This window comes from Hymenobacter sp. BRD67, from assembly GCF_013256425.1.
GTDB lineage: Bacteria > Bacteroidota > Bacteroidia > Cytophagales > Hymenobacteraceae > Hymenobacter.
In genome coordinates this window covers 2095100-2121822 of record NZ_CP053904.1, presented here as the reverse complement: position 1 = coordinate 2121822, position 26723 = coordinate 2095100, and the positions used below count along the sequence as shown (strand labels likewise).

The window sequence follows — 26723 nt, the reverse complement described above, 5'->3', positions numbered from 1 at the left end:
TTATGACCTCAATAGCCCGCAACTTGGGTTTGCTATGAAGGCAGCCCCACGGCAGCTCAATCCTTCCTGCCTTTTTCGGTTCCCTCAGCCACCAAGACACCCGGTTATTATGAGCCCGCGGCTTCTGCTAAACAAACGGCCTATTATGCTCCGAAGGACAGCCAGCCATTCAGTACGACCACGACCGAGGCTTCGCCGCTGGGCCGGCCGCTGGAGCAAACCCAAAGCGGCCAGGCCTGGACGGGACACACTACTCGCCTGAGCTATGCCAGTAATACGGCTACCGAGGTGCGCCACTGGCAGGGCTTCGACGGCACCCAGTTCTACCCGGAAGGGCAGCTAACAAAAGAGATTTCGCTCGACCCCGACAACCGCCGCACGGAAGTCTTCAAGGACCAGCTGGGCCGGGTAGTGCTCCAGCGCAAAGTTGTGGCCAGCGGGGCGGGGTGGGTACTTACGATACCTATACTGTCTACGCCGATGCCGGCTACGTGCAGCTGGTCATCCCGCCCGCGGCCGTCCAGGTACTAACCAGCTCGGGGCAGTGGAACATCCAGGATGCTGGCTTTAAAGACCGCTGGCTCTACCAGTATACCTACGATGACCGGGGCAGGGTCGTGGAGCGCAAGTTTCCGGGCGCGGCGGCCGTGTACCTGGTGTATGATTCCTTCGACCGGCCTGTTCTCGTGCAAGATGGCACGCATCGGGCCAGCAATCAGTGGCTGTTTACCAAGTTCGATGCCCAGAACCGGGCCGTGGTGGAAGGCCTCTGGTCCGACAGCCGCCAGCGCTCGGATGTGCAGACCGCGGCCGACCAGTTTGCGCCGACCCTGGACTATGAGACCCGCAGTGGCGGCAGCTACACTACCAGCAACACGTTTCCGGTGGTGCAGGACGGCACGTCGGGTACGCTGCTCGCGCTCTCCTTCTTCGACGACTACGACCTGAACGCGGACGGGCAGCCGGACTATACCTTTCGCCCGGCCCCGGAGCTGAGCACGGCCGAGCAGCCTACGGCTACTACCCAGACGCGCGGCCTGGCTACCGTGACGCGCCGCCGGCTCGTGGCCCCGATGGCCAGTACGGCGACTGGCTAACCACCGCCCTGTTTTACGACCAGTACGGTAACCTCATTCAGAAGCAGGGCAATAACCTGTTGCAGCCCAGTGCCAGCCTGCTCGACGTCACCACCCTGGTTTACCGCGAGCAGGGCTTCGTACCGCAGGTGCTGAAAACGATTAAAAAGCAGGAGTATGGCGGCGCTACGCCCGTCGTCATCCGCAACCGCTTTACCTATGACGCGGCCGGCCACTTGCTGCAAACCTGGCAGCAAAACCAGGCGCAGGGCAATCCGGAGCCCGAAGTACTGGTCAGCAGCAGCACGTATACCGGCCTGGGAGAACTGACTCAGAAGAGGCTGCACAGTACGAACGCGGGAGCGACGTTTCTGCAAACCGAGGATTTTGCCTACAACCTGCATGGGCAGCTGAGTAGCATCAATCACAGCGACCTGACGACCAATCCCGAAAATGACCTGTTCGGCCTGGAGCTGGTGCGCGAGCAGGCCAACGCCACGGGCAATGCGCCCCGCTACGACGGGGCATCTCGGCCGTGAGCTGGACGGCTCACAATGCCGCTCAGCAAAACCAGCCCGAGCGCGAGCGCCGCTACCGCTTCGGCTACGATGGGCTGGGCCGCCTCACCGATGCCACCTACGCGGCCCGCAGCCGGCCCCAGGATGCGTACGCGCTGGAAACGGGCGCCTACGACGAGAAGAACATGACCTACGATGCCAACGGCAACCTGCTGACCGTGCAGCGCTTTACGCAGGCTTCGGCGACCGCGGCAGTGGAGCAGATTGATAACCTGGCGCTCAACTACGGTTCAGCGGCCACACAGGGCAACCAATTACTGAGCGCTTACGACAACCAGCAGGACCCCCGGGCTTTGGCAACGGCAGCTCCAGCGCCTATGCGTATGATGCCAATGGCAGCGTGACGCAGGATGGCCACAAAAACGCCAGCTTCCAGTACAATACCCTCAACAAGGTAAGTAAGCAGACGGTAGGCGGCGGCACCATTGCCTACACCTACGACGCGGCCGGTACCGTGGTGCGTAAGGTTACCACTACCACAACGGTCAAGACGGAGTATTTCGTGGATGGCTTCGTATATGAGTCCTCTACCGCCTGGAATGGCTTTGGACTGCGCTCGGTGCCCACCCCGAAGGCCGGGCCGTGGCCTTACAGCTTACCCCCACCCATTTGGTGTATGAGTACCACCTGCGCGACCACCTGGGTAACCTGCGCGTCGCCTTCCGGGCGCGGCAGGATGAGGTGCTGCACCTGGCCATGGAAGACCCCAGCCGGGAGGAAGGCGACTACCCACTCTTTCAGCACGTGGCGTCTTCGCAGGGCCCCGCTGGCATCTCGTATCACGGCCCCGGCCAGGATGCGGGCGCCTATGCCGCCGCCGTGTCGGCAGGGCAGCCGGGGCCTTCGACGCGCATTCCGATGGTGCAGGGCGATAAGCTGCAGGTGAGCCTGTACTACAATACCGCTGTCCAGGCGGCCCCCAGCCCCGACCCGACCCCGGGGCCTGAGCCGCCCCTGCCGACGGGCCTGCAAACCAAACCCGTCTGGCTGCTGGCCCCTTCCCTCACGACAGGGCCCTCTTTTAGGGCCACGAGGCCGGGCCGGGCCTTCCCGGCCCGTGGTAGGCGTGCAGCTGAGTGTGACGGGCCTGCTGGCTCGCCTGGTTGGCAAAGCGGCTTCGCCACCGCTGGCGCCGCCTGCCACGACGTCAGCCCTGGCCTTTCATCCGGTCATGGAAAATGTCGCGGCCTATGTGGCCGTGCGGGTATACAATGCGCAGAACCAACTCCTTACCCAATGGCAACAACCAGCCCCAACGGGAAGCCTGGGCTGGGCCAAGCTGCGCTTTGAAGTCCAGCCCGACCTGTCGGGGGTGGCCGAAAAGGCGGGCTACGTAGAGGTGCAGCTACTTAACGATGGGAGCCAGGCGGTGTACTTTGACTCCGTGACGATACGCCAGCCCAGCAGGGGCTGCTGGTGACGCAGGAGCAGCACTACTACCCGTTTGGCCTGCCCCTGAGTGGGGTAGCGGTTAATACCCTGGCCCAGCCCCAGGTCAGCAAGGACCAGTTCAATGGCGGCTCGACGTTAGAGGATGCCCTGCTGGGCAGTGAAGGCGGCGTTTACAGCACGTTCTACCGCAACTATGACCCCACTACGGGGCGCTTCCAGGGCGTGGACCCCCTGGCCGATTCGTACGCCGATAGCAGTCCCTATGCTTTCAGTTCTAATGACCCTGTTAATTTCAACGACCCGGCTGGCGATGAGCCTATCTATGTTGATGGACGATTGATGAATCCGCGCGATATTGCAACAGGAAAAGAAACCTGGTCAGGTTCAGACTTGGACTATTCTGCCTACCAGTTGGGTGGACCAGATGTTAGGGCGGGGACGGGAGTGGTGGATATTTGGGAAGCTATCGTGAATATGATTCCAACAATGGCACGTATGAAAATATTCAAGTAAATGGCAATTGGGTTAGCCCCTATTATTACAGCACAGTTAAGGTTTATAATAATACAAAGGCTGAGTTCACAGGTGCATATAGCCCAGCTTATTTATCACCTATTGTCGTACCCGCGGTTGGCGAGTTCGAAACTGTACCTGGTGTTAACGTTTTAGTATCAGCTGCAATTATTGCAGTAGCCGCTTATGATACTTATCAAGCGACAAAATATTATGGCCCTAAACTTGCTCGCAAGATGAATCGGGAGATTGACAGGATTAATGCTAAAGCGGCTGCATTAGGACAGCCAGGACAAGTTTATAGGTTAGAAGCCACAAACCCTATACCAGGAACCTACATTGATGTTCGCGGTAAACCTGTTACGTTGCAAGATGGAAGCTTGTGGAAGTATGGCCAAACAACTACAAACTCTAGGTATAGCGACCCAGATTTGTATAGGGAAGCTCCCGGTGCCGGTTTGCAGCAAGTCCCTATATTTTATGGTACGCAAGCGCAGTGTCTAATTTTAGAGAAATTTGCTATCTACGGCTACTATTTTAAGAATGGTGAGCTGCCTCCAGGGAATAGAATCTTTCGTTAAGTATGATATTCTTCTTTACTTCACATATTACCGAGAAGACAAGAGCATTTAGTAGCATTGTCTGGGAAATTGGACAGCTGGCACAGTCTGTAGCCGCTAGTAAGCAGTATTTTTCGATTAATCTTGATATTTATGTTGGACTGATATGTGAAGGGCCGCCATTTGAGGGCTTTTATAAATATCGCCGTCCACGTCTCAGCCGGATTAAAGATGCAAGTGGTAACGTTGTAAGTTATCAATTTACTTATGAGTTCATAATTCCTTACGCTAGTATTGGTGAGCAGGATATTGTGCAGTTAACTAAACGATATTTTTTGGATAATTTGCTCTTTCTTGATAAAATAAAGGCTTTTAATACTAAAACGCTTAAAGATGATTTAACTGCTGCTGTATCATCTTATAATCGCCCTTCTATTTACATTTAAAAAAATAAAAATTGATGTTTTAGCTGGATCCCTCTCCGACTGAGAATTCGTTTATCTCAACTGGCGCGAGTTTAGCGCAACGTAACTCGTCCTGATTTTTCGGGGAGGCTGTGCCTCCCATAGAACGAGCTGCCGGAATACCCTGGCGGCGCGGTCCCGCCTTGCCGCTGGCGCAGCAGTGGAGGTAAAACCTCCACGTTATAAAAGGCACAAGTTAGGGCTTCGCCTAAACTCGTGCCAGCATTGGGATAGTTGAAGGAGGCTTCTCTACTGCAAGTGCTGCATACGATACCTATAATTCAACAAAAAATCTTTCTGGAAAATAGAAAACATGGAAAATTTCCATTGCAATACCTTTCAAAAGGTATATATAGAAACACGAAAACGCTCTCCCAAGAGACTTATGTTTCGCATAGGGCCACTGGGCTTAATCCTTGTATTTTACTGGCTATACCATATGATTGGCTTTCGACCTTATTTTTCACTTTACCTAACGGCCTTTTATTCTGGTATTTTTGTCTATCTATATTATTTCCCTTTATTTATTAGTGGCAACTATATAAATAAAGTCGTTAGTGCCTGTAGTGTCGATAAAAATTCATGGACATTTATCACTACACGCTGGTTTTTTAAGAAGGAGTTAATTATAAATGCCTCTAAGATTATAGAGTTTAATAGACTAGAAAGTAGTTCTTTTAAAGGCGCTGGTAATATATGGGAGGCCAGTGTTTTCTCTAATGGTATTATAACAAACATTTATTTCCTATCCAACGGGTTCGATAATTTTGAGGAATTGAAAAATACCCTTAAATATTAAATTATTATATAATTAAAGTACAAATCATATGACTTTTCGGCACGCCCGACCTGTCGGGCGTGCCGAAAAGGCGGGCTACGTAGAGGTGCAGCTACTTAACGATGGGAGCCAGGCGGTGTACTTTGACTCCGTGACGATACGCCAGCCCCAGCAGGGGCTGCTGGTGACGCAGGAGCAGCACTACTACCCGTTTGGCCTGCCCCTGAGTGGGGTAGCGGTTAATACCCTGGCCCAGCCCCAGGTCAGCAAGGACCAGTTCAATGGCGGCTCGACGTTAGAGGATGCCCTGCTGGGCAGTGAAGGCGGCGTTTACAGCACGTTCTACCGCAACTATGACCCCACTACGGGGCGCTTCCAGGGCGTGGACCCCCTGGCCGATTCGTACGCCGATAGCAGTCCCTATGCTTTCAGTTCTAATGACCCTGTTAATTTCAACGACCCGGCTGGCGATGAGCCTATCTATGTTGATGGACGATTGATGAATCCGCGCGATATTGCAACAGGAAAAGAAACCTGGTCAGGTTCAGACTTGGACTATTCTGCCTACCAGTTGGGTGGACCAGATGTTAGGGCGGGGGACGGGAGTGGTGGATATTTGGGAAGCTATCGTGAATATGATTCCAACAATGGCACGTATGAAAATATTCAAGTAAATGGCAATTGGGTTAGCCCCTATTATTACAGCACAGTTAAGGTTTATAATAATACAAAGGCTGAGTTCACAGGTGCATATAGCCCAGCTTATTTATCACCTATTGTCGTACCCGCGGTTGGCGAGTTCGAAACTGTACCTGGTGTTAACGTTTTAGTATCAGCTGCAATTATTGCAGTAGCCGCTTATGATACTTATCAAGCGACAAAATATTATGGCCCTAAACTTGCTCGCAAGATGAATCGGGAGATTGACAGGATTAATGCTAAAGCGGCTGCATTAGGACAGCCAGGACAAGTTTATAGGTTAGAAGCCACAAACCCTATACCAGGAACCTACATTGATGTTCGCGGTAAACCTGTTACGTTGCAAGATGGAAGCTTGTGGAAGTATGGCCAAACAACTACAAACTCTAGGTATAGCGACCCAGATTTGTATAGGGAAGCTCCCGGTGCCGGTTTGCAGCAAGTCCCTATATTTTATGGTACGCAAGCGCAGTGTCTAATTTTAGAGAAATTTGCTATCTACGGCTACTATTTTAAGAATGGTGAGCTGCCTCCAGGGAATAGAATCTTTCGTTAAGTATGATATTCTTCTTTACTTCACATATTACCGAGAAGACAAGAGCATTTAGTAGCATTGTCTGGGAAATTGGACAGCTGGCACAGTCTGTAGCCGCTAGTAAGCAGTATTTTTCGATTAATCTTGATATTTATGTTGGACTGATATGTGAAGGGCCGCCATTTGAGGGCTTTTATAAATATCGCCGTCCACGTCTCAGCCGGATTAAAGATGCAAGTGGTAACGTTGTAAGTTATCAATTTACTTATGAGTTCATAATTCCTTACGCTAGTATTGGTGAGCAGGATATTGTGCAGTTAACTAAACGATATTTTTTGGATAATTTGCTCTTTCTTGATAAAATAAAGGCTTTTAATACTAAAACGCTTAAAGATGATTTAACTGCTGCTGTATCATCTTATAATCGCCCTTCTATTTACATTTAAAAAAATAAAAATTGATGTTTTAGCTGGATCCCTCTCCGACTGAGAATTCGTTTATCTCAACTGGCGCGAGTTTAGCGCAACGTAACTCGTCCTGATTTTTCGGGGAGGCTGTGCCTCCCATAGAACGAGCTGCCGGAATACCCTGGCGGCGCGGTCCCGCCTTGCCGCTGGCGCAGCAGTGGAGGTAAAACCTCCACGTTATAAAAGGCACAAGTTAGGGCTTCGCCTAAACTCGTGCCAGCATTGGGATAGTTGAAGGAGGCTTCTCTACTGCAAGTGCTGCATACGATACCTATAATTCAACAAAAAATCTTTCTGGAAAATAGAAAACATGGAAAATTTCCATTGCAATACCTTTCAAAAGGTATATATAGAAACACGAAAACGCTCTCCCAAGAGACTTATGTTTCGCATAGGGCCACTGGGCTTAATCCTTGTATTTTACTGGCTATACCATATGATTGGCTTTCGACCTTATTTTTCACTTTACCTAACGGCCTTTTATTCTGGTATTTTTGTCTATCTATATTATTTCCCTTTATTTATTAGTGGCAACTATATAAATAAAGTCGTTAGTGCCTGTAGTGTCGATAAAAATTCATGGACATTTATCACTACACGCTGGTTTTTTAAGAAGGAGTTAATTATAAATGCCTCTAAGATTATAGAGTTTAATAGACTAGAAAGTAGTTCTTTTAAAGGCGCTGGTAATATATGGGAGGCCAGTGTTTTCTCTAATGGTATTATAACAAACATTTATTTCCTATCCAACGGGTTCGATAATTTTGAGGAATTGAAAAATACCCTTAAATATTAAATTATTATATAATTAAAGTACAAATCATATGACTTTTCGGCACGCCCGACCTGTCGGGCGTGCCGAAAAGGCGGGCTACGTAGAGGTGCAGCTACTTAACGATGGGAGCCAGGCGGTGTACTTTGACTCCGTGACGATACGCCAGCCCCAGCAGGGGCTGCTGGTGACCCAGGAGCAGCACTACTACCCGTTTGGCCTGCCCCTGAGTGGGGTAGCGGTTAATACCCTGGCCCAGCCCCAGGTCAGCAAGGACCAGTTCAATGGCGGCTCGACGTTAGAGGATGCCCTGCTGGGCAGTGAAGGCGGCGTTTATAGCACATTCTACCGCAACTATGACCCCACCACGGGGCGCTTCCAAGGCGTGGACCCGCTGGCCGATACGTACGCGGATAGTAGTCCCTACGCATTCGGCAATAATGACCCGGTCAATTTTAATGACCCAAATGGCGACGAACCAATCATCATGGATGGGCGATTGATGAATCCGCGCGATATTGCTACAGGGCAAGAAACCTGGTCAGGTTCAGCCCTAGACTACGCGGCTTACCAATTGGGTGGTCCAGATGTTAGGACGGGGGACGGGAGTGGCGGCTACCTGGGTAGCTATCGTGAATACGACCCGAGGAATGGCACCTATGCTAATATCCAGGTCAATGGGAAGTGGGTTAGTCCGTATTACTATACGACAGTTAAAGTTTACACGAATCCAATGAATGCCAATGACTTTAATGATATTGCTAGCCTATTTCCGAGATTCGCCTTAAACTTAGGGAACGGACTCAAAGATATTAGTGATGAGAAACAATATCCAGGCATAAAAATATATGAATCATCTGCCGTCGTTAAGGAGAATACAGCCGTTACGATTCCTGGCATAGGAATATTCATTCATCCATCCATTAAAAAACTTGCTCGAGTCCAAGTATTACAACATGAGTATGGTCATTTTTTAGATTTCAGCTTTGCTCCCGATATTAACAGTCCTACCCAAATTCCTTTTGTGCAATACATGTTTATTATTGGCATACCAAGTGTTTTTGACTTAGTAAGAGGTTCTAACTCTACAGAACATCATGACTTTTATACCGAACAGCGTGCAGATCAATGGGCAGCAATCTACTTTGGCACTAACTACGCTGGCAAATAATTTTAAAAACACTACAATGACAAAAATAATTTCGTGCATCGTGATATCTGTACTTCCATTCTTTTTGGTCACGTGTGTAATAGATACTTTTGACATGAGATTGAATATAGTGAATAAAACGCCAGAAACAGTATTTATCAATCTTTCAAATAAAAATCGGTTTACCTCCCCTATTGTTATTAAAAGTATAAGTGGGGACACCTTATGGGATAGAATGCGATGGTCTTCACCAAGAGATAGTTCGGCCCACATACCGCCATCTTTAGGCGGCTGGGAAGACTACATTAACAATAAATGTGAAGACAGTACACTGACCATTTTTCTTTTTGACAAGAAACTTCTAAAAAGCATGTCATTTGACAGCCTCGTCAAGAAACAGCTTTACACCAGGAAGTTTGCTTACAAGGTCAAAGACTTGGATAGGTTAAATTGGCGAGTGGAGTATAAATAACTATTATCGTGTAATAGGCTTACTAAAATTTGATAGTCAGCATTTCGCTAATTTTGACTTGAAATTAACTAGTTCAACACAGATGGATACGGCATCATCCAATTTATTTTTCTGAAGCATCCTGTTTTCAATCCGCAACTAAAGAAAGCCTTCGTCTTTGCAATAGAATGCCCGGCCCATACCCGAAAGCGTGCCAAGCAGGCATTTACAGCTCGTTGAAAGTCCGTTAAAGGATTGTTTTTAGCCGCTTTATAAGGTCTAAATATAAAAGCTGACATCACGTGTTTTTCTAATCCAATAAAAACTGAATCCACGTGAACGCTAAAGGCAGAAAAGTCAAAATCAGCAAAAATTTCTTTAAATATAGTGAAATCATGCGTATGACCACCATACGCCTTGCTTACAAATAAAATACGCCGGAATTGGTATCTGCAAACTTGCGCAAGCTTGTAGCTCGTGTATTGTCCTCCACCGGGCAGTGGCTAACTACGGAGGTCAATCTACGGATATGTGTCTGAAGGCCTGGCCCTTTAGACTCGTAAGCTGCCCCAGGCTACATAGAGGCGCAGCTGCTCAACGATGGCAGCCAGCCCGAGCATGTTGATTTGTTACCATCCTAACATAAGTACGCACCCATAGAAGAGTCAGTCCCATTCTTCCGCTTGTCCATTCGTATATTTCGCCGCTAGTAGTCATCATTCTTATACCCGTACTTGGGCCCATTACTTAATCCTATGAAAAAACTCTTACCCTTGCTCTCCCTGCTAGCCCCCACCCACATGGTGCTGGCTCAGTTTGCCCCCGCCGTTAATCTGCAGCCGGGCGCCGTTATTACCCTGCCGGCCGGCGCCTATCCCAACGTGCTGGCCCTGGGCGACTTCACCCAGGACTTCCGTGCCGACATTGCCGTGTGCCAGCGTGGGTTAGGCACGGTGGGCATCTATAAGCAGGGCCTGGGTGGCTCCTTCACCTCCACACCGGTGGGCACGTACCCCATCGGGGTGGGGCCTACGGGGCTGGTTGCCGTACCACTGAGCAACTCGTACCAAACGGCGCCCCTGGACCTGGTGGCCATTAGTCCGCTTGATTCTAAGTTCACGCTGCTCACGAATAAAAATGATGGCAGCGGCACCTTCACTCCAGTTGTAAACAGGCCCAATGACAACTACTTCGGCCGAGGAACAGGGGCGATGAGTACGAACCCTATGCTACTTACTGCGGACATTGACCTCGATGGCTTGCCGGATTTTGTCTATTCCTATGATGCGACTACTTTCCAGCAAGGAGGGTTTACCGGCAGCAACTGATGACCTCCACTCAAATAAACCCGAACATAATTGATTCTTTCCATTATGGCTATGGGCCCTCAAGTGTAGCCATAGATGACTTTGACCGCGATGGCACAACGGACATTGTGCTTACCAATCCGGGCGGCAATGAAGTAGACGTTTGTTTTGCCCGAAAATACAATCCTTACCAACTCTGGGATAAAAGTAGTACCGTTCGCTTAGCAACTAGTTCGCGCCCCATTCAGGTGGCCACCGGCGACGTGAACAGTGACTACCTGCCCGACCTGGCCGTGGCCCAGGAGGGTAGTTCCGATATTATAGTCTTTCTGAATCTCAAGGCGCAGCAATTTGGCGCTCAAGTGTCTTATGCCCTCTCGGCTGCACCACGCCAAGTATTGCTCACCGACCTTAACGGGGATAATCAGCCGGAGATGCTGGTGCTCACGGCCGATAATAAGCTGCAGGTTTTTCAGCATACCGGGGCCCGCGACGTCACGCGCTACGGCACACCGATGCAACTGGCCACGGGCGATAACCCCACCACAATGCAGGTACGGGACATGAACGGCGACCAGCGCCCCGACGTGGTAGTAGCCTGCGCGGGCGACAACACGGTGCGCATCTATCTCAATCAGAGTGTGCTGGCTACGCGCCCGCAGCAGCTGGCCGGTATCGAGGTGTACCCCAACCCCGCCACCGACCAGCTAACGATAACGCGCCTGGCCACGCCGGGCGGCCCGCTCACCGCCGTATTGCTCGATGCGCTGGGTCGCGAGGTACGCCGCCGCGAGCTGTCGGCGCCTCAGGTGGCGCTATCCGTGGCCGACCTGCCGCGCGGCGTGTACGTGCTGCGCCTGACGGCCGCCGAGGGCGTATTCAGCCAGCGCATCGTTGTGCAGTGATGCCGGGCTGGAACTAAGAAGCCCGCCAAACAGGTCTTGCAGGCCTTGGTAGCCGTTAGGTTTCTAGGGCTAGTGTGACATAAAAGGGCTTATGACTGCGGTCATAAGCCCCTTGCTTTTCGCTACAGCTTCACGGTCACGCGCAGGGCCAGCAGGCCTTTCACCCCCTGAAGCTCATCGAGCTCCAGCTCTTCCATGCCGGGCTCCAGGAGCTTACGGTCTTGTAGATAATCAATATACTCTATGTATTCGGCGGCATCGCGGGGCTGCGTGTACACCAGAGCCAGCTTGCCGGGCTGAGTAAGGCGCTCGCCGGTAGCCAGCACCACAGCCTTGTCAATTCGCTTCTTAATTATCTCATAGCGAATATTATAGGCACCGTCCACGTCAAACTGCCGCTCGTCTTGCCGGAAGCGGATACTCAGCGGCTGCGAGTGGATGAGAATAAGCTGGGTTGTGTCGAGCGGCATGGGCAGCTCGGCTTTGAGCGCGTTAGTGCGGCGGGTTATCTCCACCATTACCAGCAGCTGCCACAGCCGCAGGTTTTTGAGGAAAACCAGGTCGAAGGGCTTGTCCTGCACCAGGCTGCCGCCCACGTAGATATTGTGCTCTACGCCATCGGTTTTCATGCGCTGGAAATAGTGCGGAAACATCTGCTGCGCCTTCACTTCTTCCTCGTCGAGGTAAGCGCTGATGGTATCGTTGAGGCGCGTAACGCTTTCCTCAAACTCGCGGCGGCGGTGATACAGGATACCCAGGCGCGGGTCAATCTGCTGCCAGTAGGCGGCGATGGTAGCGCGCAGCTCGGGCGTGTTCTGGGCCAGGTACTCAAAAAGCGGCTCTACTTCGGTGCGCAGCGAGTCGTAGATACTCACTTCATCGCCGCTGATGATGCCCTGGCGCAGGCGGCGCAGGTTTTTGGTAACGTAGAACTTGAGCTCGTCGAGGATGGGCAGCTGCTGAAAATCGGAAGCCTTTTTGAGCACCCGGTTGGCCAGGGTAAGGTGTTCGATAAGGTCGCCCTGCACGGCCTCGTTGCGGGCCATGCTGCTGCCCCGGATGTCGCAGGAGCCGTGCAGCGGGTATACATCCTCAAACACGATAGGCTCCATCTCGGCGGTGCGGTCGCCGTCGTCCTGCCGGGCCAGCAGGCGGCGGGCCGCATCGTTGAAGCGCCACTCCATAGTGGGATGAATAGCGGTAAATTTTTCCTTGATAACTGCCTGAATGCGGGTTTCCAGGTCTTCGGCATTGCGCTTCACGGCCACCGCAAACAGCGGCACAAACTGGTTAACCAGCTCTAAGTCAAACTCGTCCAGCGTATCAGGATTGGGCGAGCCCAGCTCCAGCAGGCCCACCGTGTCGGGCCCGTAGGGCAGCAGCGCCAGAATAGCCGAGTGAATTCCCATGCCCAGTATCTGCTGGCGCAGGCCTTCGGGCAGGTTGGGCGCGGTGGCCACGTTTTCGAGCACCAGCGGGCGGCGCTCAATCAGCAGGCGCTCGTAGAGCAGGCGAAACTCGCCTTCCAACTGCTGGCTCTGGAGCTGCTTAATCAGAAAGCTGTGGTTGATTTTGCGGCCAAAATCTACAAAGGCCTTTTTGCGCTCGTCGTAGGCCGCAATACCTACTTGCAGCGCCGGCCGCGAAAAAAGCACCCGCAGCTTTTCCTGAATCTGCTCCAGGCGGTCAGAAGCCTGTAGTACGTCGCGCTCCAGCAGGTCGTATTTCAGCTCCGACAAAATTTCCTGGGTTGTTACATCTACCAGCTGCAACAGGTTAAACCCTTCGAGCGCAAAGTGTTCGGGCGGCAGTAGCTCGTGCCACAGGTCGAGCCGGTGGCGGTTGTGGAGCAGCAACTGCACCTGCTCGGGCGTCAGCACCGGTTTTTGGCCCACCAGGCGCACCTGCACAAAGGTCGAGTCGAGGCTGAGGCCGTAGTGCCGGTAAAGGCCAATCTGATAATCGGGCACCGTAAAAATGAAAGAGCCCGTTTCAGGCGCCTCGGCGCCGTACTCGCGCACCAGAATAAGCAGGTAGGCCATGCGCGTGAGCTGCGCTTCGAGCGTCGCCAGGTCTACATTAAGGGGCTGCTTGATGGTGCGGTCCTTGCCCAGCAGCACCTCCGCAAAGCGCGCCGTATGGTAAAAGCTCTGCCGCTGAAACGGCGCGATGGCCCCGCTGATAGTCGTAGCCGTGGTGGCCGGCGGAAACACGGCCGTCATCAGCGTGTCAACCACATCGGGGCACTCATCGAGGGCCTGAACGCCGCCGAGGTTGCCCCGGCAGCCGGCCGTATCGGCTACCTGCGCGAGCACACCCTGAGCCAGCCGCGCAATGCCGGGGTTGGCGGCCTGGGCGCGCGCCTGCCAGTAGGCAATGAGCGGCTCCAGGCTCAGGCGCGAAGCAAAGGGGAACCGCGCCTGCCCTTCGGCTGCTGACATAGGTTCTGGTTGGCTGGGGAGAGATAGCTCTTCGGCTGCGGGGACGGTCGGGGCAGAGATAGCAGTCATAGATAGCGCTGGCAAAGGCTCCGGCTCGTGTACGGGTCGGATAGTGTACGTAAAGCAGCCCGCCGAGGCCGCTCCTAGGGCTTGCGCAACGTAATGGGCCGGGGAATGCCGCCGCTTTCGGTAACAACGGCCGTGCTGTCTTTAGCGCCATTATTAAGGTTGAACTGCTTGTTGGTATTCTGGTAATATGTGCAGCAGCCGTCGGCATTGTAGCGCCCCTGCACTATAATGCTATTGATAAAAAACCGATAGCGCGGCTGGCGATAGGGCGCAACCAGAATGGCATAGGCAAAATTGCTAAGCTTGCCAGTGGTGCCACTGGCACTAAAAGGCGCGCCATTATTAATAACCACGTAACTGGTATCGGTGGGGCTGACCTGATTGAGCTTGGCTACCAGCTGCCGCCGCTGAGCAGTTTGGCGCTGAGGCTGTATCATTAAAACGGCAATCGAATCCTGGGCCCGGCTTGCTGTTTGGTTGGTCAGGCTGTAGCGCAGCAGATAAACCGTATCAATATCGGTGGCACTAAAGCTATGCGCGCCTCCTCGCTGGTCAAAGCGGAAATACAAGGCATCCTCCAGCGCATCGCGTGAGTCGCAAGGGTTATTAGCGCAGCAGCCGGCCAGCAGCGCCAGTAACGGAGAAAGTAGAAAAAAACGCAACGGGTATTTCATAGCCGGGATAACGCAAAAACCGGCCTCGGCAGTACCCGCGAGTGGCACCTAACCGAAGCCGGGATGACAGGGGGCGCTGGGACCGCCCAATTAAGTTACTGCTTGCTACTGCCGGGCAGGGTAGGGTTGTTTACCTGACCGCCGGCCATCAATAGCGGGCGCAGGCGGGTGGCCGCCGTATCGAGCTGCGGCCGAATCTGGGCCAGGGCCTCGCGCAGGGCCAGCACATCGGCCAGGCGCGGGGCGTCGGTCTGCGAGTAGCCGTGGTACATGGCCACCTTCACGTTAGAGGTGCCTCTGCCCGTGTAAGTGCCCAGCAGCTCGCCGTTGGCATTCATCATCTGCACCTCGGCCTGAATATCGGTCTTATACCATTCGAGCGGCGCGCCAAACAGACTGGGTATTAAAAAAGTAACTACCTGAGCTGCTTGCAGGCTGCGGCCCGTGCGGGTGGTTTTTACTTTCGTTACCACCAGGCGGGCGTAGCCGTAGGTGGCGGTGTCGGTAGGCTCTACTACATTTCGCTGCAGCTCAGCTTTAAACATCCGGAGCGGGTCTTCGGGCAGGGCCCCGTCGTTCATGGCGAGCGGGCCGGGGTCGGCTGTAATTTCCAGCGGGGGCAGGCGCTTGGTGATGGTAGCCGTTGGGGTAGCGGTAAAAGTGCCTTTTACGGATTTGCAGGCCCCGAGGCCAGCCAGCCCGCACACGCTCAGCGCCAGAATGCGGCTAGTGCCAGATAGTAGCTTCATAGTAGAGATAAATGGAAGCGCAATTGAATTATGCGGGGAACGCGTTAGCTGTTAGGCAGGCAACTACTTAGATATGAGTGAAATCTGCTCTAAAGTTAGGGAAGAATCTGTAATGCCTCCGCAACTATTCCCTTCTCCTTTACTAAAACAACTACTATCGTTTTGTTTAGCAGCACTTAAAAAAACTCGGCTTGCCGGCTCCGGTCGGGGTTTACCGGGCCGTAACAGCGGCCGGTGCTTCGGCCGTAAACAGGTCGGCCGGCGCTACGTAGTTGTCGATAAACTCGCCCTCCCAGCGGGCCACCACGGCCGAGGCCAGGCAGTTGCCGAGCACGTTTACGGCCGTGCGGGCCATGTCCATCAGCGCGTCGATGCCCAGAATAATAAACACCGGCCAGGCCGGCAGGTTGAACGAAGCCACCGTAGCCAGCAGAATCACGAGGGAGGCACGGGGCACGCCGGCCACGCCTTTGCTGGTAAGCATCAGCGTGAATACCATAAGCAATTGCTGCCCGAAAGTGAGGGGCACGCCGGCCGCCTGCGCCACGAACACCGCCGACAGCGATAGGTAAAGGGTAGTGCCATCGAGGTTAAACGAGTAGCCCGTGGGCATTACGAAGGCCACAATGCGGCGCGGCACGCCAATGCCTTCCATCGCTTCCATGGCGCGGGGCAGCGCAGCCTCGCTACTCGTGGTAGCGAAGGCGATGCTCACCGGCTCGGCCACGGCCCGGGCGAAGCGCTTGATGGGCAGGCGCATTAACACTGCCACCGGCAGCAGCACCAGCAGCACAAAGGCAATGAGCGCGCCGTATAGGGTAAGCAACAGCTGCAGCGCATTGAGCAGGGGTCCAAAACCCATTTTGCCTACTGTATAGGCCAGCGCCCCCCCACGCCCAGCGGGGCAAAGTACATCACCACGTTGGTAAACTTAAACATGACTTCCGACAGACTCTCGCAGAAGTCGAGCATGGGGCGGCGCGTGCGCTCGGGCGTGAGGGCCAGGCCGATAGCAAATATGATGGCAAAAATAACTACTTGCAGCACCTGCCCTTCAGCCACCGACTTGGCTATATTTTCGGGAAAGATGTGCAGAATAATATCGGCGGCCGTCTGGGGCGCGGCAGTGGCCAGGGTAGCTGCTTCCGAAGCCGTATTGGCCCGCTGGGCGGCTGCCAATACCGCCGGGGCCAACTTTCCGGCCTTGGTCAGGTTGATAGCAGCAAGCCCGATAAAGAGCGCAAACGTGGTGACGACCTCAAAGTAAATCAGGGCCTTCAGCCCCATGCGGCCCACCTGTTTGAGGTTGGCATGGCCGGCAATACCCACCACCAGCGTGGCAAAAACCAGCGGGGCAATAATCGTTTTGACGAGCCGCAGAAAGGCATCGCTCAGTACCTTCAGATGAATAGCGGCCGCCGGGGCGTCGTGGCCCAGCTCAATACCAACCAGCATGCTCAGCACAATCCAGAGGGTGAGCGAGCGGCGTGGCGCCAGCGCAGCGGCCAGCGCGGCCAGGGCCAGCCAACGGGCCGCTACGGGCACGGCCGGTGGCAGGGAAAGAAGGCCGTAAGCAGCCAATAGGGTTAAAACAACCGCCAGGGCCGCCACCAGTACGGCCAGCCCGAAGACACGCGAAAACTTCATGTAGGTAAGGTGAAAAAGCAAATCGGGTATAAAGAACGGCAGGGAGCGCCGAAACCGGGGCGATACCAGCCGCCCGATACCCCTGCGCTCCCCACCTTTGCACCGCCCATTTTGCCGCTGCCCCATGACTACCTGGACCCTGACTGCCTACGAGCTGCCCCTGCGCTTTCTCTGGAAAATATCGCGGAATGCCTCGGCCAGTAAAACTAATCTGGTGCTGCAAGCCACCCAGGCCGGCACCAGCGGCCGGGGCGAAGCCGCGCCCAACGTGCGCTACGACGAAAACCCCGCGCTGCTCCGGGCGCAGTTCGACGACCTGCTGGCCCACGGGCTGGCCCAGACCGATACCCTGGCCGACCTCACGGCCCTGCTGGCGGCCCGACCAGTGGCGCACGCCCTACGCTTTGCCCTGGAGTCGGCCCTTACGCACTGCCTGGCCGCCCGCGCCGGGCAGCCGGTGTGGCGGTGGCTGGGTGTGCCGCCGCCCGGCCCGCGCGTAGCCACCGCCTTTACCCTGCCGATTATGGAGCCGGGCGAGGTGGCCGCCTTTATTGCTGCGCAGCAGGCAGCCCGCTTCAGCCTGCTGAAGGTGAAAGTAAACCAGGAGGGGGCGCTCGACCTGCTGCGGGCCGTGGCGGCTGCGCTGCCTGGCCGGCCGCTACTCGTAGATGGCAACGAAGCCTGGGCCGATGCCGACAGCCTGCTGCGCTTTCTGGAAAGTGCTGCCGCAGTGCCCGGCCTGCACCTGCGCTTACTGGAGCAGCCCCTGCCGGCCGCCCTGGCCGCCGACTACCGCTACCTGCGCCCCCGCGTGGTGGTGCCGCTGCTGGCCGACGAGTCGGTAACCGACGAGGCAGATTTTGAGGAGATTGCCCGGCAGTTTCACGGCGTCAACGTGAAGCTGATGAAGGCCGGCGGCTACCAGCGCGGTATTGAGCTCCTGCGCCAGACCCGCGCCCACGGCCTGCTGCCCATGCTGGGCTGCATGGTCGAAACCTCACTCGGCATCTGGTCGGCGCTGCAAATCAGCGCCCTGGCCGACGTCCACGACCTCGACGGCATCCTGGTTGTGCGCGACGAGCCATTCGGGCTGGTGCAGGAACAAAACGGTCTGCTCGTGCCAGTCGCGTAACCCGGGATGGCTTTAAAGATTGAGGAGAAACATCCGGGCGGGCTTAATATATGTTTTATACTATATTAAGCCCGCCCGGATGGTAGGATAAGCAGCCGCAAGCAGCTACATCTGAAGCTTACTTTACCGTTTTTAGCTGCGTGTCAATTTCCTGTAGCTGCTTATCTACAACATCTGTATTCGGCGCGTTGGGATGGGTTTGCTGGAGCAGCGCCACCTTGCGGTTGAGCAGCTCAATCTTGTGCATCAGCAGCTGTTCGCGCTCGTTGGGGCATCGCCCAGAATGGTAGTAGGAGCGGTGCCCACCTGCACATATTTGTCGAATTTGGCATCAGCGGCTACCGAGTTGTCGCCACGGGCAGCGGCGGCGCTGGCCGGCGAGCCAAATACAATGCCGCCTTCCGCATTAATATAGTCGTTTTCGTGCAGGCTGGTAATTTTGCCGCCTGGAAACTCCACAATACCACTCTTTACGTTGATTTTTGTGCCGTTGGGCAGCCGGATATTCTGCTCCAGCGGCGTAATCTGGGTGCCCAGGCGCTGAACTACCTCGCCATTGCGAAACACAAATTGCGCGTTGCGATTGGGCCGGATGGGCGTGCCGCCCGATTGGGCCTGGCTCGTGTAGGAAGTGAGCGATAAGGCCGCCCCAGCAGGGCCGCGGCGAAAAACGGAGTACTACGCATGGTGTGAAAGAGCGCGACGAAAAGAGGAAAAGACCAGCCGGGAAGGCCAGCCCTTTTACGTGTGAAAAAAAAATTAGTGAAAAATCCTGAACGGTGTCGCTACATTTAATGTATGTACACTAAATTTGCATCTGTAATTCCGCTTAGCCGTGCGCCTCGAAGACGAAATCAAGCAGCCAACCTTCCAGAATGAAGGCCAGAAAGCTTATTTAAATATCCTGTTTACCGCCGGCTGGCTGTCGTTGCGGCAAGCAGCGGCATTTCGGCCGTATGGGGTTACGCTGCCGCAATTTAACGTGCTGCGCATCTTGCGCGGGCAATATCCCAAACCGGCCACCGTGGCGCTGCTCATCGAGCGCATGCTCGACAAAACCAGCAATGCCTCGCGCATCGTCGATAAGCTCGAAGAAAAGAAGCTCGTGACCCGCACCGTTTGCCCTGCCAATCGCCGGGCCGTGGATATCTGCATTACGGAGGCAGGCCTGCGCCTGCTGCGGCAGATTGACGACAGCGGCCTTACCACCTTCGAAGACAGCGGCCTCACAGAAAGTGAATTGATGCAGCTGAATTACCTGCTCGATAAAATCCGGGCATAAAAATTGGCTGCGGTGCTCAGCCGTTGCTTGCGCTTACTGCACTCATTCTCATTTTATTTTAATCACCTTTTTTTGCTTTTGTACATGAAAAAGATTTTAATGCCCGTCTTGCTTGGCGCTGCCTTGCTCGCCGCTCCGAGCGCTTTCGCGCAGAAAGCTGTGAAAACCAAAGTAGCGGCTGCCAGCGCCGTAGCTACCTACAAGCTCCAGCCGCAGCTCAGCACCCTGGGCTGGGAAGGCAAGGCCGTAACGCACGGCCACACCGGTACCATTCAGTTTACCGGCGGCGATTTGCAGGTGCGGGGCAACCAGATAGTAGGCGGCTCGGCCGTGGTCGATATGAAGACCATCAAGGCGACCGATATTACGGATGCCGCCAACCACGCCAAGTTTGTGGGGCACATGAGCAGCGATGATTTCTTCAATGCGGAGAAATTTCCGACCTCGACCTTTAAAATTACCAGCATTACGCCCATCAAGGGCGCGGCGGCTGATGCCGACAACGTCACCATCACCGGCGACATGACCATTAAGGGCACGACCCAGAAAGTGAGCTTCCCGGCCAAAGCCGGCGTGAAGAACGACATTGCCGCCGTAACTGGTAAGGCGACCATCGACCGCACCAAGTTTGGCCTGAAGTACGGCTCGAAGACCTTCTTCGACAGCATTGGCGACAAAGCCATCTACGATACGTTCGACCTGACGTTCAACGTGGTAGCTAAGCAGTAGTTGCCGCGCATTCGCGTAAGAAAAAGGCCGCTTCCCAAGCCGGGAAGCGGCCTTTTGCATGCCTGGGCTTTTACTGCTTAATCAGATTCAGCCCATAGAGAAAAGGCTGGTTGGCCCGTAGTCGGGGTTGATGACTGCCAGCAGAATCCTGTCCTTTTGCGGCGGGTGAGGCACTGATAGGTAGAGGCGTACCAGCGGCTGTTTGCTGGTCAGGGGGGAGCTGATAAAGCTGAAGCCATGCAGGTGGTAGGTGGTGAATGGCAGCAGCGGGTTGGCGATGCGATGAATAATAGCGGGCAGGCTATCGCGACGTACCTGCCCGAGGGCTGCCACGTTGAAGTTATTGGCCGCCGCCAGGTAGTCGCTGCCTTGGATATTGAAGATGAGGGTGCGCAGGTTGGTAACGGCCTGCAAAGCCTGCTGAAGCTGCGGCCGCCTGTAGGTATAGGAATGCGTACTGCCGGAGTCCTCAAGCGTTACCTTGAGGTAATCGTAGCTTTCACGCTCAGCGGGGGTTAAATTACTGAATGCCAGGTAAGCGCAGCCAGAAGCTGGAAGCTCCAGGTTGTCGTAGTAGCGGCGCAGGCCGGGGCGGTCCAGCCTGACGGCCAGGTAGTGCCCCTGCGGCTCGCGGGTACTGGTAGAAGCATTGCTGCCTTTGGTAAGGCGCACGCTGCCGCCGTAGAACTCCTGTATCTCGTACAGGGCCTGCTTTTCGCTTGCCGAGGTGCAGCCGCCGAGAAAAAGCAGGCCCAGTAGTAAAAAGGTATATTGTAGTTTCATAAGGGTGGTTTTGGCGCAAAATAAAACCCCGGCAGAGCTACTGCCGGGGTTTTATTTTTGCCGAAGGCGAATGCCCTGGCTGGCTACAGGTGAATTACCTCATCGTAGGCGGCTGCCGTGGCCTCCATAATTGCCTCGCTCATAGTAGGGTGGGGGTGCACCGCCTTGATGATTTCGTGGCCGGTAGTTTCGAGCTTGCGCGCCACTACTACCTCGGCAATCATCTCGGTTACGTTGGCCCCAATCATGTGGGCGCCCAGCCACTCGCCGTATTTCTTGTCGAAAATCACTTTCACGAAGCCGTCTTTTACGCCGGCGGCGGCCGCTTTGCCCGAGGCCGAGAACGGGAATTTCCCCACCCGGATGTCGTAGCCCTTGGCCTTGGCTTCGGCCTCGGTGAGGCCTACCGAGGCAATCTCGGGCTGGGCGTAGGTACAGCCGGGAATGTTCTGGTAATTGAGCGGCTCGGGGCTGTGACCCGTGATTTTCTCAACGCAGATAATGCCTTCGGCCGAGGCAACATGCGCCAGCGCGGGGCCGGGTATAATATCACCAATTGCGTATATACCGGGCACGTTGGTCTGATAGAAGTTATCTACCAGAACACGGCCGCGCTCGGTTTTGATGCCCAGCTCTTCGAGGCCGATGTTTTCGAGGTTGGTTTGCACGCCCACGGCGCTCAGCACCACGTCGCAGGCAATCTGCTGCTCGCCCTTGGCCGTTTTGATAAACACCTGGCAGCCCGCGCCGCTGGTGTCTACTTTGGTTACTTCGGCATTGGTCAGGATGTTGATGCCCAGCTTTTTGTAGGATTTCTCCATCTGGCGCGATACTTCCTCGTCTTCTACCGGCACAATGCGCGGCAGGTACTCAACAATGGTAACCTCGGTGCCGAGCGAGCGGTAGAAGTACGCAAACTCGACGCCGATAGCGCCCGAGCCCACCACCACCATGCTTTTGGGCAGGCTGTCGGGGGTCATGGCCTTGCGGTAGCCGATTATCTTTTTGTCATCAATCGGCAGGTTGGGCAGCTGGCGGGCACGGGCGCCGGTAGCCAGAATAATGCTCTTGGCCTCCACCGTTTCCTTGGTGCCGTCGGCGCGGGTTACTTCCACCTTGCCAGGGGCCAGCAGCTTGCCGGTACCCATGACGGTTTCGATTTTGTTTTTCTTAAACAGAAAGTTGATGCCCTTGCTCATGCCGTCGGCCACGCCCCGGCTGCGCTTGATAACGGCCTCAAAGTCGAAGCCAGCTTCCTTCACCGTCAGGCCGTAGTCCTGGGCGTGCTGGAGGTATTCGTACACCTGGGCGGTTTTGAGCAGGGCTTTCGTAGGAATGCAGCCCCAGTTGAGACAGATGCCGCCCAGCGACTCGCGCTCGACCACGCCTACCTTCAGCCCAAGCTGCGCGGCGCGGATGGCGGCCACGTACCCACCGGGCCCCGAGCCAATTACTACCAGGTCAAATTGCAATGCCATAAGGTTATGTTGTGCGGAATGAAATAGGAAACAGCTGACCGGCCGGGCCGGGGCCGGCAAAGATAACCCCGCCGCCGGCCTGGCGGTTCGGTAAAGTTTTTGCGGTCCGGCTTATCCCTGGGCATTACTATTGTAAAACTTTTCCGTAGAAGTCACTCAGCTTCGGCATCCCGACCGGTCAGCTTATCCAAATTTCCGTCTAATGAAGTCGTTTTCTACTGCTTACCTGCCCGCTACGCTGGCTTTACTTACTCTGGCTACCAGCTGCGCAACCTCTACGGAGGCCGACCGCCCTAACTCGGGCTCGGCCGTGGTGACGCGCAGCGCGCCCACTACGGCCGCCACAACCCCGCCCGCTACCGACCCTACCAAGCTGCCTATGCCCGACCCGGCCGCCGCGGCAGCTACGACCCCGGCAGTGCCGGTTGAAACCCTTGATGCGCCTTCGGCCGAAGCGGCTACGGCTACCGCCGACCCCAATGCGCTGTCGGCCGCGGCGGCCTCGGCCGAGCGCGCCGCCGAGCGTAAGCTGAGTGTGGCCGACTACCGCTACCAGCTGGCCAGGGCCAACCTCGTACTCAAAACCAAGCCTAAGGATAGCCGTGCTCTGCTGGAGCGGGCCAAGGCCTATTCTAACCTCAAAAACTATAAGGAGGCCAAGCCCGACTATGCGGCGGCCCTGCGCACCATGCGCGGCAACCCCGACCTGTACTACAACAAGGCCGTAAACGAGCTGATGCTGAAGGAGTACAAGGCGGCGGCCAACGACTTTAGCGGGGCCGTGAAGCTACGGCCCGACGACAAAGAAGCTTTCTTTGGCCGCGGAGTAGCCAAAATGCAGATGTATCAATACAAGGCGGCCGTGTCGGACTTTACCCGCGCCATTGCTCTCGACTCGCTTTATGCCGATGCCATTGAATACCGGGGCATCAGCTACGCCAGCTACGACCGCATGGCTGAAGCCCGCAAAGACCTGGAAAAAGCAGCCAAGCTGAATCCGGAAGCCGAAAAAAGCCTGCGTCGCTACGGGAAAGGCAGTAGCATGGTGAGGAAGTGATGAGCAGTAGGCACTGGATAATAGTAAATTAATTTACTATTATCCAGTGCCTACTGCTCATCACCCATTAGACTTGTTCCTAAATTAAGAAAATCAAGAAAAAACGTCGGTCATGCGATAGAGATGCTTCGACAAGCTCAGCATGACGTTCTTATAGCTTTTTATTAGGGCAGGTTCGGACTGGCAGAACAGGAGCGCGGACTTTTAGTCCGCGCTACTTGCCAGCCGTACACTGACTGCCCTTTACCCAAGTAAGGAAAGATGGGCCAGGTGATGCTGACCGTGCCAGGCGTACAGCGCCAGGGTCTGGTCGAGGGAAGCAGTCTTTTGATTGCCGGGGTGGTAGAAGGTGCGTTGCCACTGCGCCTCATCGAGGTGTTGCAATAGGGTTACCCAGCGGCTGTGCAGGTGTTCGAGCAGGGCCAGCGATACGGTGATGGGGGTGGCGGCCACGTCGGGCAGCTCGGCCCAGGCCTGCTCATCATAGGGGCGAATAGTAGGGGTATCTTCGGTGAGCGCCAGCCGGAAGCGGCAATAGGCGTTCAGGTGCGAGTCGGCAACGTGGTGGATAACCTGCCGGCCGGTCCAGCCGCCGGGGCGGTAGGGCAGCTGCAGGCGCTCGCCCCCGCGTGGCGGGCCGCGGCCGTAAGCTGGGCAGGTAATTCGGCCAGCTGCTGAAGGTAGCGTGTGCGTTCAGCCGGGGTAAGAGGCGCGGCTGGCAGCTGGGGCCGGCCGATGGGGTAGCGTAACGGGTCGAGTTCAGACATACAAGCGAAGAAGAAAAGAAAACATATAAAAAGCTTAATATTTAAGCGATGTTCAGCCAAATGCCCAGCAGTACACTGGCGGCACCCAGCGCCAGCAGCAAGCCATAGAGTGGCCCGGCAAAGCGCAGCCACTGGTCGTAGCGTACGCCGCAGGCGGCCAGCATTGCCATGAGCGCTCCATTGGTAGGCGTGAGGAGGTCGGTCATGCCCGCGCCGTATTGGTAAGCCAGCACCGTTACCTGCCGGGGCAGGCCAATGAGGTCGGAGAGCGGCACCAGCAGCGGCATCGTGAGCACCGCCTGTCCGCTTACGCTGGGCACGGGCAGGTGCAGGGCGGTTTGCACGCCCATCATACCCAGGGCGGCCAGCGCTACGGGCAGGTGGGCCAGCGGGGTAGCCAGGCCCTGCACAATGGTATCGACGATGTGCCCCTGCTCCAGCACGACAAAGATGGCCCGCGCAAACCCAATCAGAATAGCCGAGAAGGCAATGTCGCGGAAGCCCGTTACAAAGCCCTCGGCCGTACCCGTAAAGCCCAGGCCGCCCAAGAGCCCGGCTCCCACGCCCAGCACAAAAAACAAGGCCGACATCTGGTCAAAATCCCAACCCAGGCTCACGACGCCATAGGCAAAGAGGCTGAAAGCAAGGAGCATGAGCAGCAGTACCAGCCCGTGCCGCCCGGCACCAGCAGCGGGGTCGTCAGCCTCCGGCGCGCCGATGTCGGGGGCCGTGCGGTAGCGGGTGGCGTAGCGCACGGTGCCGGCTATCCAGATAAGCAGGGCCAGGCCCAGAAATACCAGTCGGTAGCTGGCGGCTGACAAAAGCGGCAACTGGGCCAGCTTCTGGGCAATGCCGACCTGGAAGGGATTAATGGGGCTGAACGCCGCCCCGACCACGGCCGCCCCCAGGCTGGCCGCTACGGCGGTAAGCACCGGGTAGCCGAGCCGCCGCATCAGAACCAGCAGCACCGGCACGAGGGCAATAATCTCTTCGCCCATATTTTCCAGGGCGCCCATGGTGGCAAACAGCAGGCAAACAAGCGGAATAAGCAGCACCTCGCGCCCCTGGGCGTGCCGCAGCAGCCAATCGACGCCGTAGCGCAGCGCACCCGTCTGGTCTACTACCGTGAAGGCCCCGCCGGCCAGAAAAATCAGGAATACTACCGCGCCGGCTTCCAGCAGTCCTTTCGGGACGGCCAGTGCTACCCCCAGTGGCCCCACGGGCGTAGCCGGCAGCCGCTGGTACGAGCCCGGAACTACTACCTCACGGCCGGTAGCGGCATTGAGACGGCGGTCGAACTGACCAGCGGGCAGCACGTAGCTCAGGGCAGCGGCCAGCATTATAAACAGGGTAAGCAGCACCAGCGGGTGCGGAAAGCGAAACGATTTCATAGCCGCAAAGTTGCGGAGCCGGCGCTAAGCACGGCACTATCGGGCCCGCCCGTTGTATCTTCGGGATACTCCTATGACGTTTGCCACTTTTAAAAACCTGCACCAGCGCCAGCAGGCCGATTACCTGACCCGCCACGGCCACCCGCTGGCTCAGCGCACCGAAGACAGCTTCGACCTACACCTGTTTGCAGTCGGAAGCTTCTATGCTGAAGTGTGGCGCAGCCGCGGCGAGGACGCTATTTTATTTATCCACGTGTTTGAGCATGCTGGCGGTCTGCACGACTACCTGGCCTTGATTTCCATCGGCAGCTATTAGCCTGCTTTAGCCAGGGCTAGCGGGTGGGGGCTAATTTTTATGGTGCTCTACGGAGGTAAGCTGCTGCTCTATCTCCGTGGCCAGGCGCTCAATCTGCTCCAGGCCGGTGCGAGCCTGCTCCAGCTCGCCGCGCTGGTACTGGCGCACCAGGCCCTGGCCGGTATCGAGCGTCTGGCGAAGCAGCCGCTCAATAGTAGCCACTTCGGGCCGATGGCCGTACTGAGGCTTCAGCACAGTAGTAAGCCACTGACCCAGTGGGTTTTCTTTCATCGAAAATAAGCCGGGCTCTGCTTCCCGCACCCCATACAGCACCGAGCGCAGGCGCGACTTAAACAGCACCTGCTTGACGCGGGCTTGCTGAAAGTCGAGGGCGGTAAGCTCCATAAAAGGTGTGGAAAAGGAAGTGGCAGGGCCGGTCTGCTGGTTATAACTACCGGCCAGCGGGATAGCCAAAAACAAGTAAAAGGCGTTTTTGTCTCCGTAGAGGCAACCAGCTGCCCTGCAAATTAACGGCCAAACTGGAGAAAATCTGTTCTCTATTGGTGCGCAATAAGTCAGAGA

At 55.6% G+C, this 26723-nt stretch carries 31 protein-coding genes and 1 pseudogene; 18 read left to right on the top strand and 14 right to left on the bottom strand.

What is annotated here, in order from left to right:
- The first annotated feature begins 66 nt into the window (after positions 1 to 66).
- The 4 genes from GKZ67_RS25120 to GKZ67_RS09900 are packed head-to-tail and all read left to right on the top strand — an operon-like array spanning position 67 to position 1998.
- Entirely contained in the window at positions 67 to 531 is a 465-nt protein-coding gene (locus GKZ67_RS25120; protein ID WP_410505067.1) for a hypothetical protein, read from the top strand.
- Positions 447 to 1097 (top strand): hypothetical protein, encoded by a 651-nt coding sequence (locus GKZ67_RS09910; protein ID WP_173242143.1) that lies wholly within the window; start codon positions 447 to 449, stop codon positions 1095 to 1097. Before GKZ67_RS25120 ends, GKZ67_RS09910 begins: the two co-directional genes overlap by 85 nt.
- A gap of 59 nt (positions 1098 to 1156) precedes the next feature.
- Positions 1157 to 1615 carry a hypothetical protein gene (locus GKZ67_RS09905; protein WP_173242142.1) on the top strand — a complete coding sequence of 153 codons (459 nt, stop codon included), beginning with the start codon at positions 1157 to 1159 and terminating at the stop codon, positions 1613 to 1615.
- Entirely contained in the window at positions 1612 to 1998 is a 387-nt protein-coding gene (locus GKZ67_RS09900; RefSeq protein WP_173242141.1) for a hypothetical protein, read from the top strand. Before GKZ67_RS09905 ends, GKZ67_RS09900 begins: the two co-directional genes overlap by 4 nt.
- 244 nt (positions 1999 to 2242) lie before the next feature.
- On the opposite strand, the gene GKZ67_RS09895 is transcribed toward GKZ67_RS09900, so the two are convergent.
- A complete protein-coding gene (locus GKZ67_RS09895) occupies positions 2243 to 2626 on the bottom strand; it encodes a hypothetical protein (RefSeq protein WP_173242140.1) in 384 nt (127 codons plus the stop codon).
- A gap of 85 nt (positions 2627 to 2711) precedes the next feature.
- Between GKZ67_RS09895 and GKZ67_RS09890 the strand changes: the two genes are divergently transcribed.
- The 7 genes from GKZ67_RS09890 (at position 2712) to GKZ67_RS09860 (ending at position 9005) form a co-directional block, all read left to right on the top strand.
- Complete coding sequence (locus GKZ67_RS09890) at positions 2712 to 3074, top strand: hypothetical protein (RefSeq protein ID WP_173242139.1); 363 nt, start codon at positions 2712 to 2714, stop codon at positions 3072 to 3074.
- A complete protein-coding gene (locus tag GKZ67_RS09885) occupies positions 3071 to 3559 on the top strand; it encodes an RHS repeat-associated core domain-containing protein (RefSeq protein ID WP_173242138.1) in 489 nt (162 codons plus the stop codon). The genes GKZ67_RS09890 and GKZ67_RS09885 overlap by 4 nt, the downstream gene beginning before the upstream one ends.
- Positions 3502 to 4140: a hypothetical protein gene (locus tag GKZ67_RS09880; protein ID WP_173242137.1), complete on the top strand. Its 639-nt coding sequence runs from the start codon at positions 3502 to 3504 to the stop codon at positions 4138 to 4140. Before GKZ67_RS09885 ends, GKZ67_RS09880 begins: the two co-directional genes overlap by 58 nt.
- A gap of 2 nt (positions 4141 to 4142) precedes the next feature.
- Entirely contained in the window at positions 4143 to 4565 is a 423-nt protein-coding gene (locus tag GKZ67_RS09875) for a hypothetical protein (RefSeq protein ID WP_173242135.1), read from the top strand.
- A gap of 947 nt (positions 4566 to 5512) precedes the next feature.
- Positions 5513 to 6616 carry an RHS repeat-associated core domain-containing protein gene (locus tag GKZ67_RS09870; protein WP_173242136.1) on the top strand — a complete coding sequence of 368 codons (1104 nt, stop codon included), beginning with the start codon at positions 5513 to 5515 and terminating at the stop codon, positions 6614 to 6616.
- Between the two features lie 2 nt (positions 6617 to 6618).
- Complete coding sequence (locus GKZ67_RS09865) at positions 6619 to 7041, top strand: hypothetical protein (RefSeq protein WP_173242135.1); 423 nt, start codon at positions 6619 to 6621, stop codon at positions 7039 to 7041.
- 947 nt (positions 7042 to 7988) lie between these two features.
- Positions 7989 to 9005, top strand: coding sequence for an RHS repeat-associated core domain-containing protein (locus GKZ67_RS09860; protein ID WP_173242134.1), 1017 nt, complete (start codon positions 7989 to 7991; stop codon positions 9003 to 9005).
- A gap of 519 nt (positions 9006 to 9524) precedes the next feature.
- On the opposite strand, the gene GKZ67_RS25115 is transcribed toward GKZ67_RS09860, so the two are convergent.
- Positions 9525 to 9869, bottom strand: a complete 345-nt coding sequence (locus tag GKZ67_RS25115; RefSeq protein ID WP_410505066.1) for a transposase family protein — start codon at positions 9867 to 9869, stop codon at positions 9525 to 9527.
- Positions 9870 to 10190: 321 nt separating this feature from the next.
- Here GKZ67_RS25115 and GKZ67_RS09850 point away from each other — a divergent pair, with 321 nt between their 5' ends.
- On the top strand, positions 10191 to 10763 hold the full coding sequence (locus GKZ67_RS09850) for an FG-GAP repeat domain-containing protein (RefSeq protein ID WP_173242133.1): 573 nt from the start codon (positions 10191 to 10193) through the stop codon (positions 10761 to 10763).
- Positions 10763 to 11647: a T9SS type A sorting domain-containing protein gene (locus GKZ67_RS09845; RefSeq protein WP_173242132.1), complete on the top strand. Its 885-nt coding sequence runs from the start codon at positions 10763 to 10765 to the stop codon at positions 11645 to 11647. The genes GKZ67_RS09850 and GKZ67_RS09845 overlap by 1 nt, the downstream gene beginning before the upstream one ends.
- A 122-nt stretch (positions 11648 to 11769) precedes the next feature.
- Here the strand turns inward: GKZ67_RS09845 and GKZ67_RS09840 are convergent, their stop codons facing one another.
- The 4 genes and pseudogenes from GKZ67_RS09840 to GKZ67_RS09825 form a co-directional block, all read right to left on the bottom strand.
- Positions 11770 to 14088 carry a GAF domain-containing protein gene (locus tag GKZ67_RS09840; protein WP_173242131.1) on the bottom strand — a complete coding sequence of 773 codons (2319 nt, stop codon included), beginning with the start codon at positions 14086 to 14088 and terminating at the stop codon, positions 11770 to 11772.
- A gap of 143 nt (positions 14089 to 14231) precedes the next feature.
- A complete protein-coding gene (locus tag GKZ67_RS09835) occupies positions 14232 to 14831 on the bottom strand; it encodes a hypothetical protein (protein ID WP_173242130.1) in 600 nt (199 codons plus the stop codon).
- 95 nt (positions 14832 to 14926) lie between these two features.
- On the bottom strand, positions 14927 to 15580 hold the full coding sequence (locus tag GKZ67_RS09830; RefSeq protein WP_173242129.1) for a hypothetical protein: 654 nt from the start codon (positions 15578 to 15580) through the stop codon (positions 14927 to 14929).
- Between the two features lie 211 nt (positions 15581 to 15791).
- A pseudogene (locus tag GKZ67_RS09825) lies at positions 15792 to 17035 on the bottom strand (dicarboxylate/amino acid:cation symporter).
- A gap of 316 nt (positions 17036 to 17351) precedes the next feature.
- Here GKZ67_RS09825 and GKZ67_RS09820 point away from each other — a divergent pair.
- On the top strand, positions 17352 to 18359 hold the full coding sequence (locus GKZ67_RS09820; RefSeq protein ID WP_173242128.1) for an enolase C-terminal domain-like protein: 1008 nt from the start codon (positions 17352 to 17354) through the stop codon (positions 18357 to 18359).
- 118 nt (positions 18360 to 18477) lie between these two features.
- On the opposite strand, the gene GKZ67_RS24125 is transcribed toward GKZ67_RS09820, so the two are convergent.
- Positions 18478 to 18606 carry a hypothetical protein gene (locus GKZ67_RS24125; RefSeq protein ID WP_262889646.1) on the bottom strand — a complete coding sequence of 43 codons (129 nt, stop codon included), beginning with the start codon at positions 18604 to 18606 and terminating at the stop codon, positions 18478 to 18480.
- The gene (locus GKZ67_RS09815) at positions 18606 to 18926 is read right to left on the bottom strand and encodes a DUF6799 domain-containing protein (RefSeq protein ID WP_173242127.1); all 321 of its coding nucleotides are present in this window, start codon (positions 18924 to 18926) and stop codon (positions 18606 to 18608) included. Before GKZ67_RS09815 ends, GKZ67_RS24125 begins: the two co-directional genes overlap by 1 nt.
- A gap of 268 nt (positions 18927 to 19194) precedes the next feature.
- On the opposite strand from GKZ67_RS09815, the gene GKZ67_RS09810 reads away from it, so the two are divergent.
- Entirely contained in the window at positions 19195 to 19641 is a 447-nt protein-coding gene (locus GKZ67_RS09810) for a MarR family winged helix-turn-helix transcriptional regulator (RefSeq protein WP_173242126.1), read from the top strand.
- Between the two features lie 84 nt (positions 19642 to 19725).
- Positions 19726 to 20370: a YceI family protein gene (locus tag GKZ67_RS09805; protein WP_173242125.1), complete on the top strand. Its 645-nt coding sequence runs from the start codon at positions 19726 to 19728 to the stop codon at positions 20368 to 20370.
- Between the two features lie 87 nt (positions 20371 to 20457).
- Here GKZ67_RS09805 and GKZ67_RS09800 read toward each other — a convergent pair whose 3' ends face one another.
- Together GKZ67_RS09800 and lpdA are read right to left on the bottom strand one after the other, a co-directional pair.
- A complete protein-coding gene (locus GKZ67_RS09800) occupies positions 20458 to 21153 on the bottom strand; it encodes a hypothetical protein (protein ID WP_173242124.1) in 696 nt (231 codons plus the stop codon).
- An 83-nt stretch (positions 21154 to 21236) separates the two neighbouring features.
- Positions 21237 to 22631, bottom strand: a complete 1395-nt coding sequence (lpdA, locus tag GKZ67_RS09795) for a dihydrolipoyl dehydrogenase (RefSeq protein ID WP_173242123.1) — start codon at positions 22629 to 22631, stop codon at positions 21237 to 21239.
- Between the two features lie 202 nt (positions 22632 to 22833).
- Here lpdA and GKZ67_RS09790 point away from each other — a divergent pair, with 202 nt between their 5' ends.
- Positions 22834 to 23688, top strand: a complete 855-nt coding sequence (locus GKZ67_RS09790; protein ID WP_173242122.1) for a tetratricopeptide repeat protein — start codon at positions 22834 to 22836, stop codon at positions 23686 to 23688.
- Positions 23689 to 23931: 243 nt separating this feature from the next.
- On the opposite strand, the gene GKZ67_RS09785 is transcribed toward GKZ67_RS09790, so the two are convergent.
- Genes GKZ67_RS09785 through GKZ67_RS09780 form a run of 3 tightly spaced genes read right to left on the bottom strand, consistent with a single transcriptional unit; the run spans position 23932 to position 25846 of the window.
- On the bottom strand, positions 23932 to 24258 hold the full coding sequence (locus tag GKZ67_RS09785) for a DinB family protein (RefSeq protein ID WP_254245235.1): 327 nt from the start codon (positions 24256 to 24258) through the stop codon (positions 23932 to 23934).
- A complete protein-coding gene (locus tag GKZ67_RS23390; protein WP_254245186.1) occupies positions 24231 to 24455 on the bottom strand; it encodes a hypothetical protein in 225 nt (74 codons plus the stop codon). The genes GKZ67_RS09785 and GKZ67_RS23390 overlap by 28 nt, the downstream gene beginning before the upstream one ends.
- Before the next feature lie 41 nt (positions 24456 to 24496).
- Complete coding sequence (locus GKZ67_RS09780) at positions 24497 to 25846, bottom strand: YfcC family protein (RefSeq protein WP_173242121.1); 1350 nt, start codon at positions 25844 to 25846, stop codon at positions 24497 to 24499.
- Between the two features lie 73 nt (positions 25847 to 25919).
- Between GKZ67_RS09780 and GKZ67_RS09775 the strand changes: the two genes are divergently transcribed.
- Entirely contained in the window at positions 25920 to 26162 is a 243-nt protein-coding gene (locus GKZ67_RS09775) for a hypothetical protein (protein WP_151088901.1), read from the top strand.
- A gap of 30 nt (positions 26163 to 26192) precedes the next feature.
- Here GKZ67_RS09775 and GKZ67_RS09770 read toward each other — a convergent pair whose 3' ends face one another.
- Entirely contained in the window at positions 26193 to 26546 is a 354-nt protein-coding gene (locus tag GKZ67_RS09770) for a hypothetical protein (protein ID WP_173242120.1), read from the bottom strand.
- Between the last annotated feature and the right edge of the window lie 177 nt (positions 26547 to 26723).

What these genes read in the sequence shown, in the direction of transcription:
- GKZ67_RS09775 (WP_151088901.1), top strand. Translation starts at nt 25,920, where the DNA reads ATGACGTTTGCCACTTTTAAAAACCTGCACCAGCGCCAGCAGGCCGAT.
- GKZ67_RS09780 (WP_173242121.1), bottom strand. Translation starts at nt 25,846, where the DNA reads ATGAAATCGTTTCGCTTTCCGCACCCGCTGGTGCTGCTTACCCTGTTT.
- GKZ67_RS09865 (WP_173242135.1), top strand. Translation starts at nt 6,619, where the DNA reads ATGATATTCTTCTTTACTTCACATATTACCGAGAAGACAAGAGCATTT.
- GKZ67_RS24125 (WP_262889646.1), bottom strand. Translation starts at nt 18,606, where the DNA reads ATGCACAAGATTGAGCTGCTCAACCGCAAGGTGGCGCTGCTCCAGCAA.
- GKZ67_RS09790 (WP_173242122.1), top strand. Translation starts at nt 22,834, where the DNA reads ATGAAGTCGTTTTCTACTGCTTACCTGCCCGCTACGCTGGCTTTACTT.
- GKZ67_RS09850 (WP_173242133.1), top strand. Translation starts at nt 10,191, where the DNA reads ATGAAAAAACTCTTACCCTTGCTCTCCCTGCTAGCCCCCACCCACATG.
- GKZ67_RS09830 (WP_173242129.1), bottom strand. Translation starts at nt 15,580, where the DNA reads ATGAAGCTACTATCTGGCACTAGCCGCATTCTGGCGCTGAGCGTGTGC.
- GKZ67_RS09835 (WP_173242130.1), bottom strand. Translation starts at nt 14,831, where the DNA reads ATGAAATACCCGTTGCGTTTTTTTCTACTTTCTCCGTTACTGGCGCTG.
- GKZ67_RS23390 (WP_254245186.1), bottom strand. Translation starts at nt 24,455, where the DNA reads ATGTCTGAACTCGACCCGTTACGCTACCCCATCGGCCGGCCCCAGCTG.
- lpdA (WP_173242123.1), bottom strand. Translation starts at nt 22,631, where the DNA reads ATGGCATTGCAATTTGACCTGGTAGTAATTGGCTCGGGGCCCGGTGGG.
- GKZ67_RS09820 (WP_173242128.1), top strand. Translation starts at nt 17,352, where the DNA reads ATGACTACCTGGACCCTGACTGCCTACGAGCTGCCCCTGCGCTTTCTC.
- GKZ67_RS09770 (WP_173242120.1), bottom strand. Translation starts at nt 26,546, where the DNA reads ATGGAGCTTACCGCCCTCGACTTTCAGCAAGCCCGCGTCAAGCAGGTG.
- GKZ67_RS09845 (WP_173242132.1), top strand. Translation starts at nt 10,763, where the DNA reads ATGACCTCCACTCAAATAAACCCGAACATAATTGATTCTTTCCATTAT.
- GKZ67_RS09805 (WP_173242125.1), top strand. Translation starts at nt 19,726, where the DNA reads ATGAAAAAGATTTTAATGCCCGTCTTGCTTGGCGCTGCCTTGCTCGCC.
- GKZ67_RS09800 (WP_173242124.1), bottom strand. Translation starts at nt 21,153, where the DNA reads ATGAAACTACAATATACCTTTTTACTACTGGGCCTGCTTTTTCTCGGC.
- GKZ67_RS09840 (WP_173242131.1), bottom strand. Translation starts at nt 14,088, where the DNA reads ATGTCAGCAGCCGAAGGGCAGGCGCGGTTCCCCTTTGCTTCGCGCCTG.
- GKZ67_RS09875 (WP_173242135.1), top strand. Translation starts at nt 4,143, where the DNA reads ATGATATTCTTCTTTACTTCACATATTACCGAGAAGACAAGAGCATTT.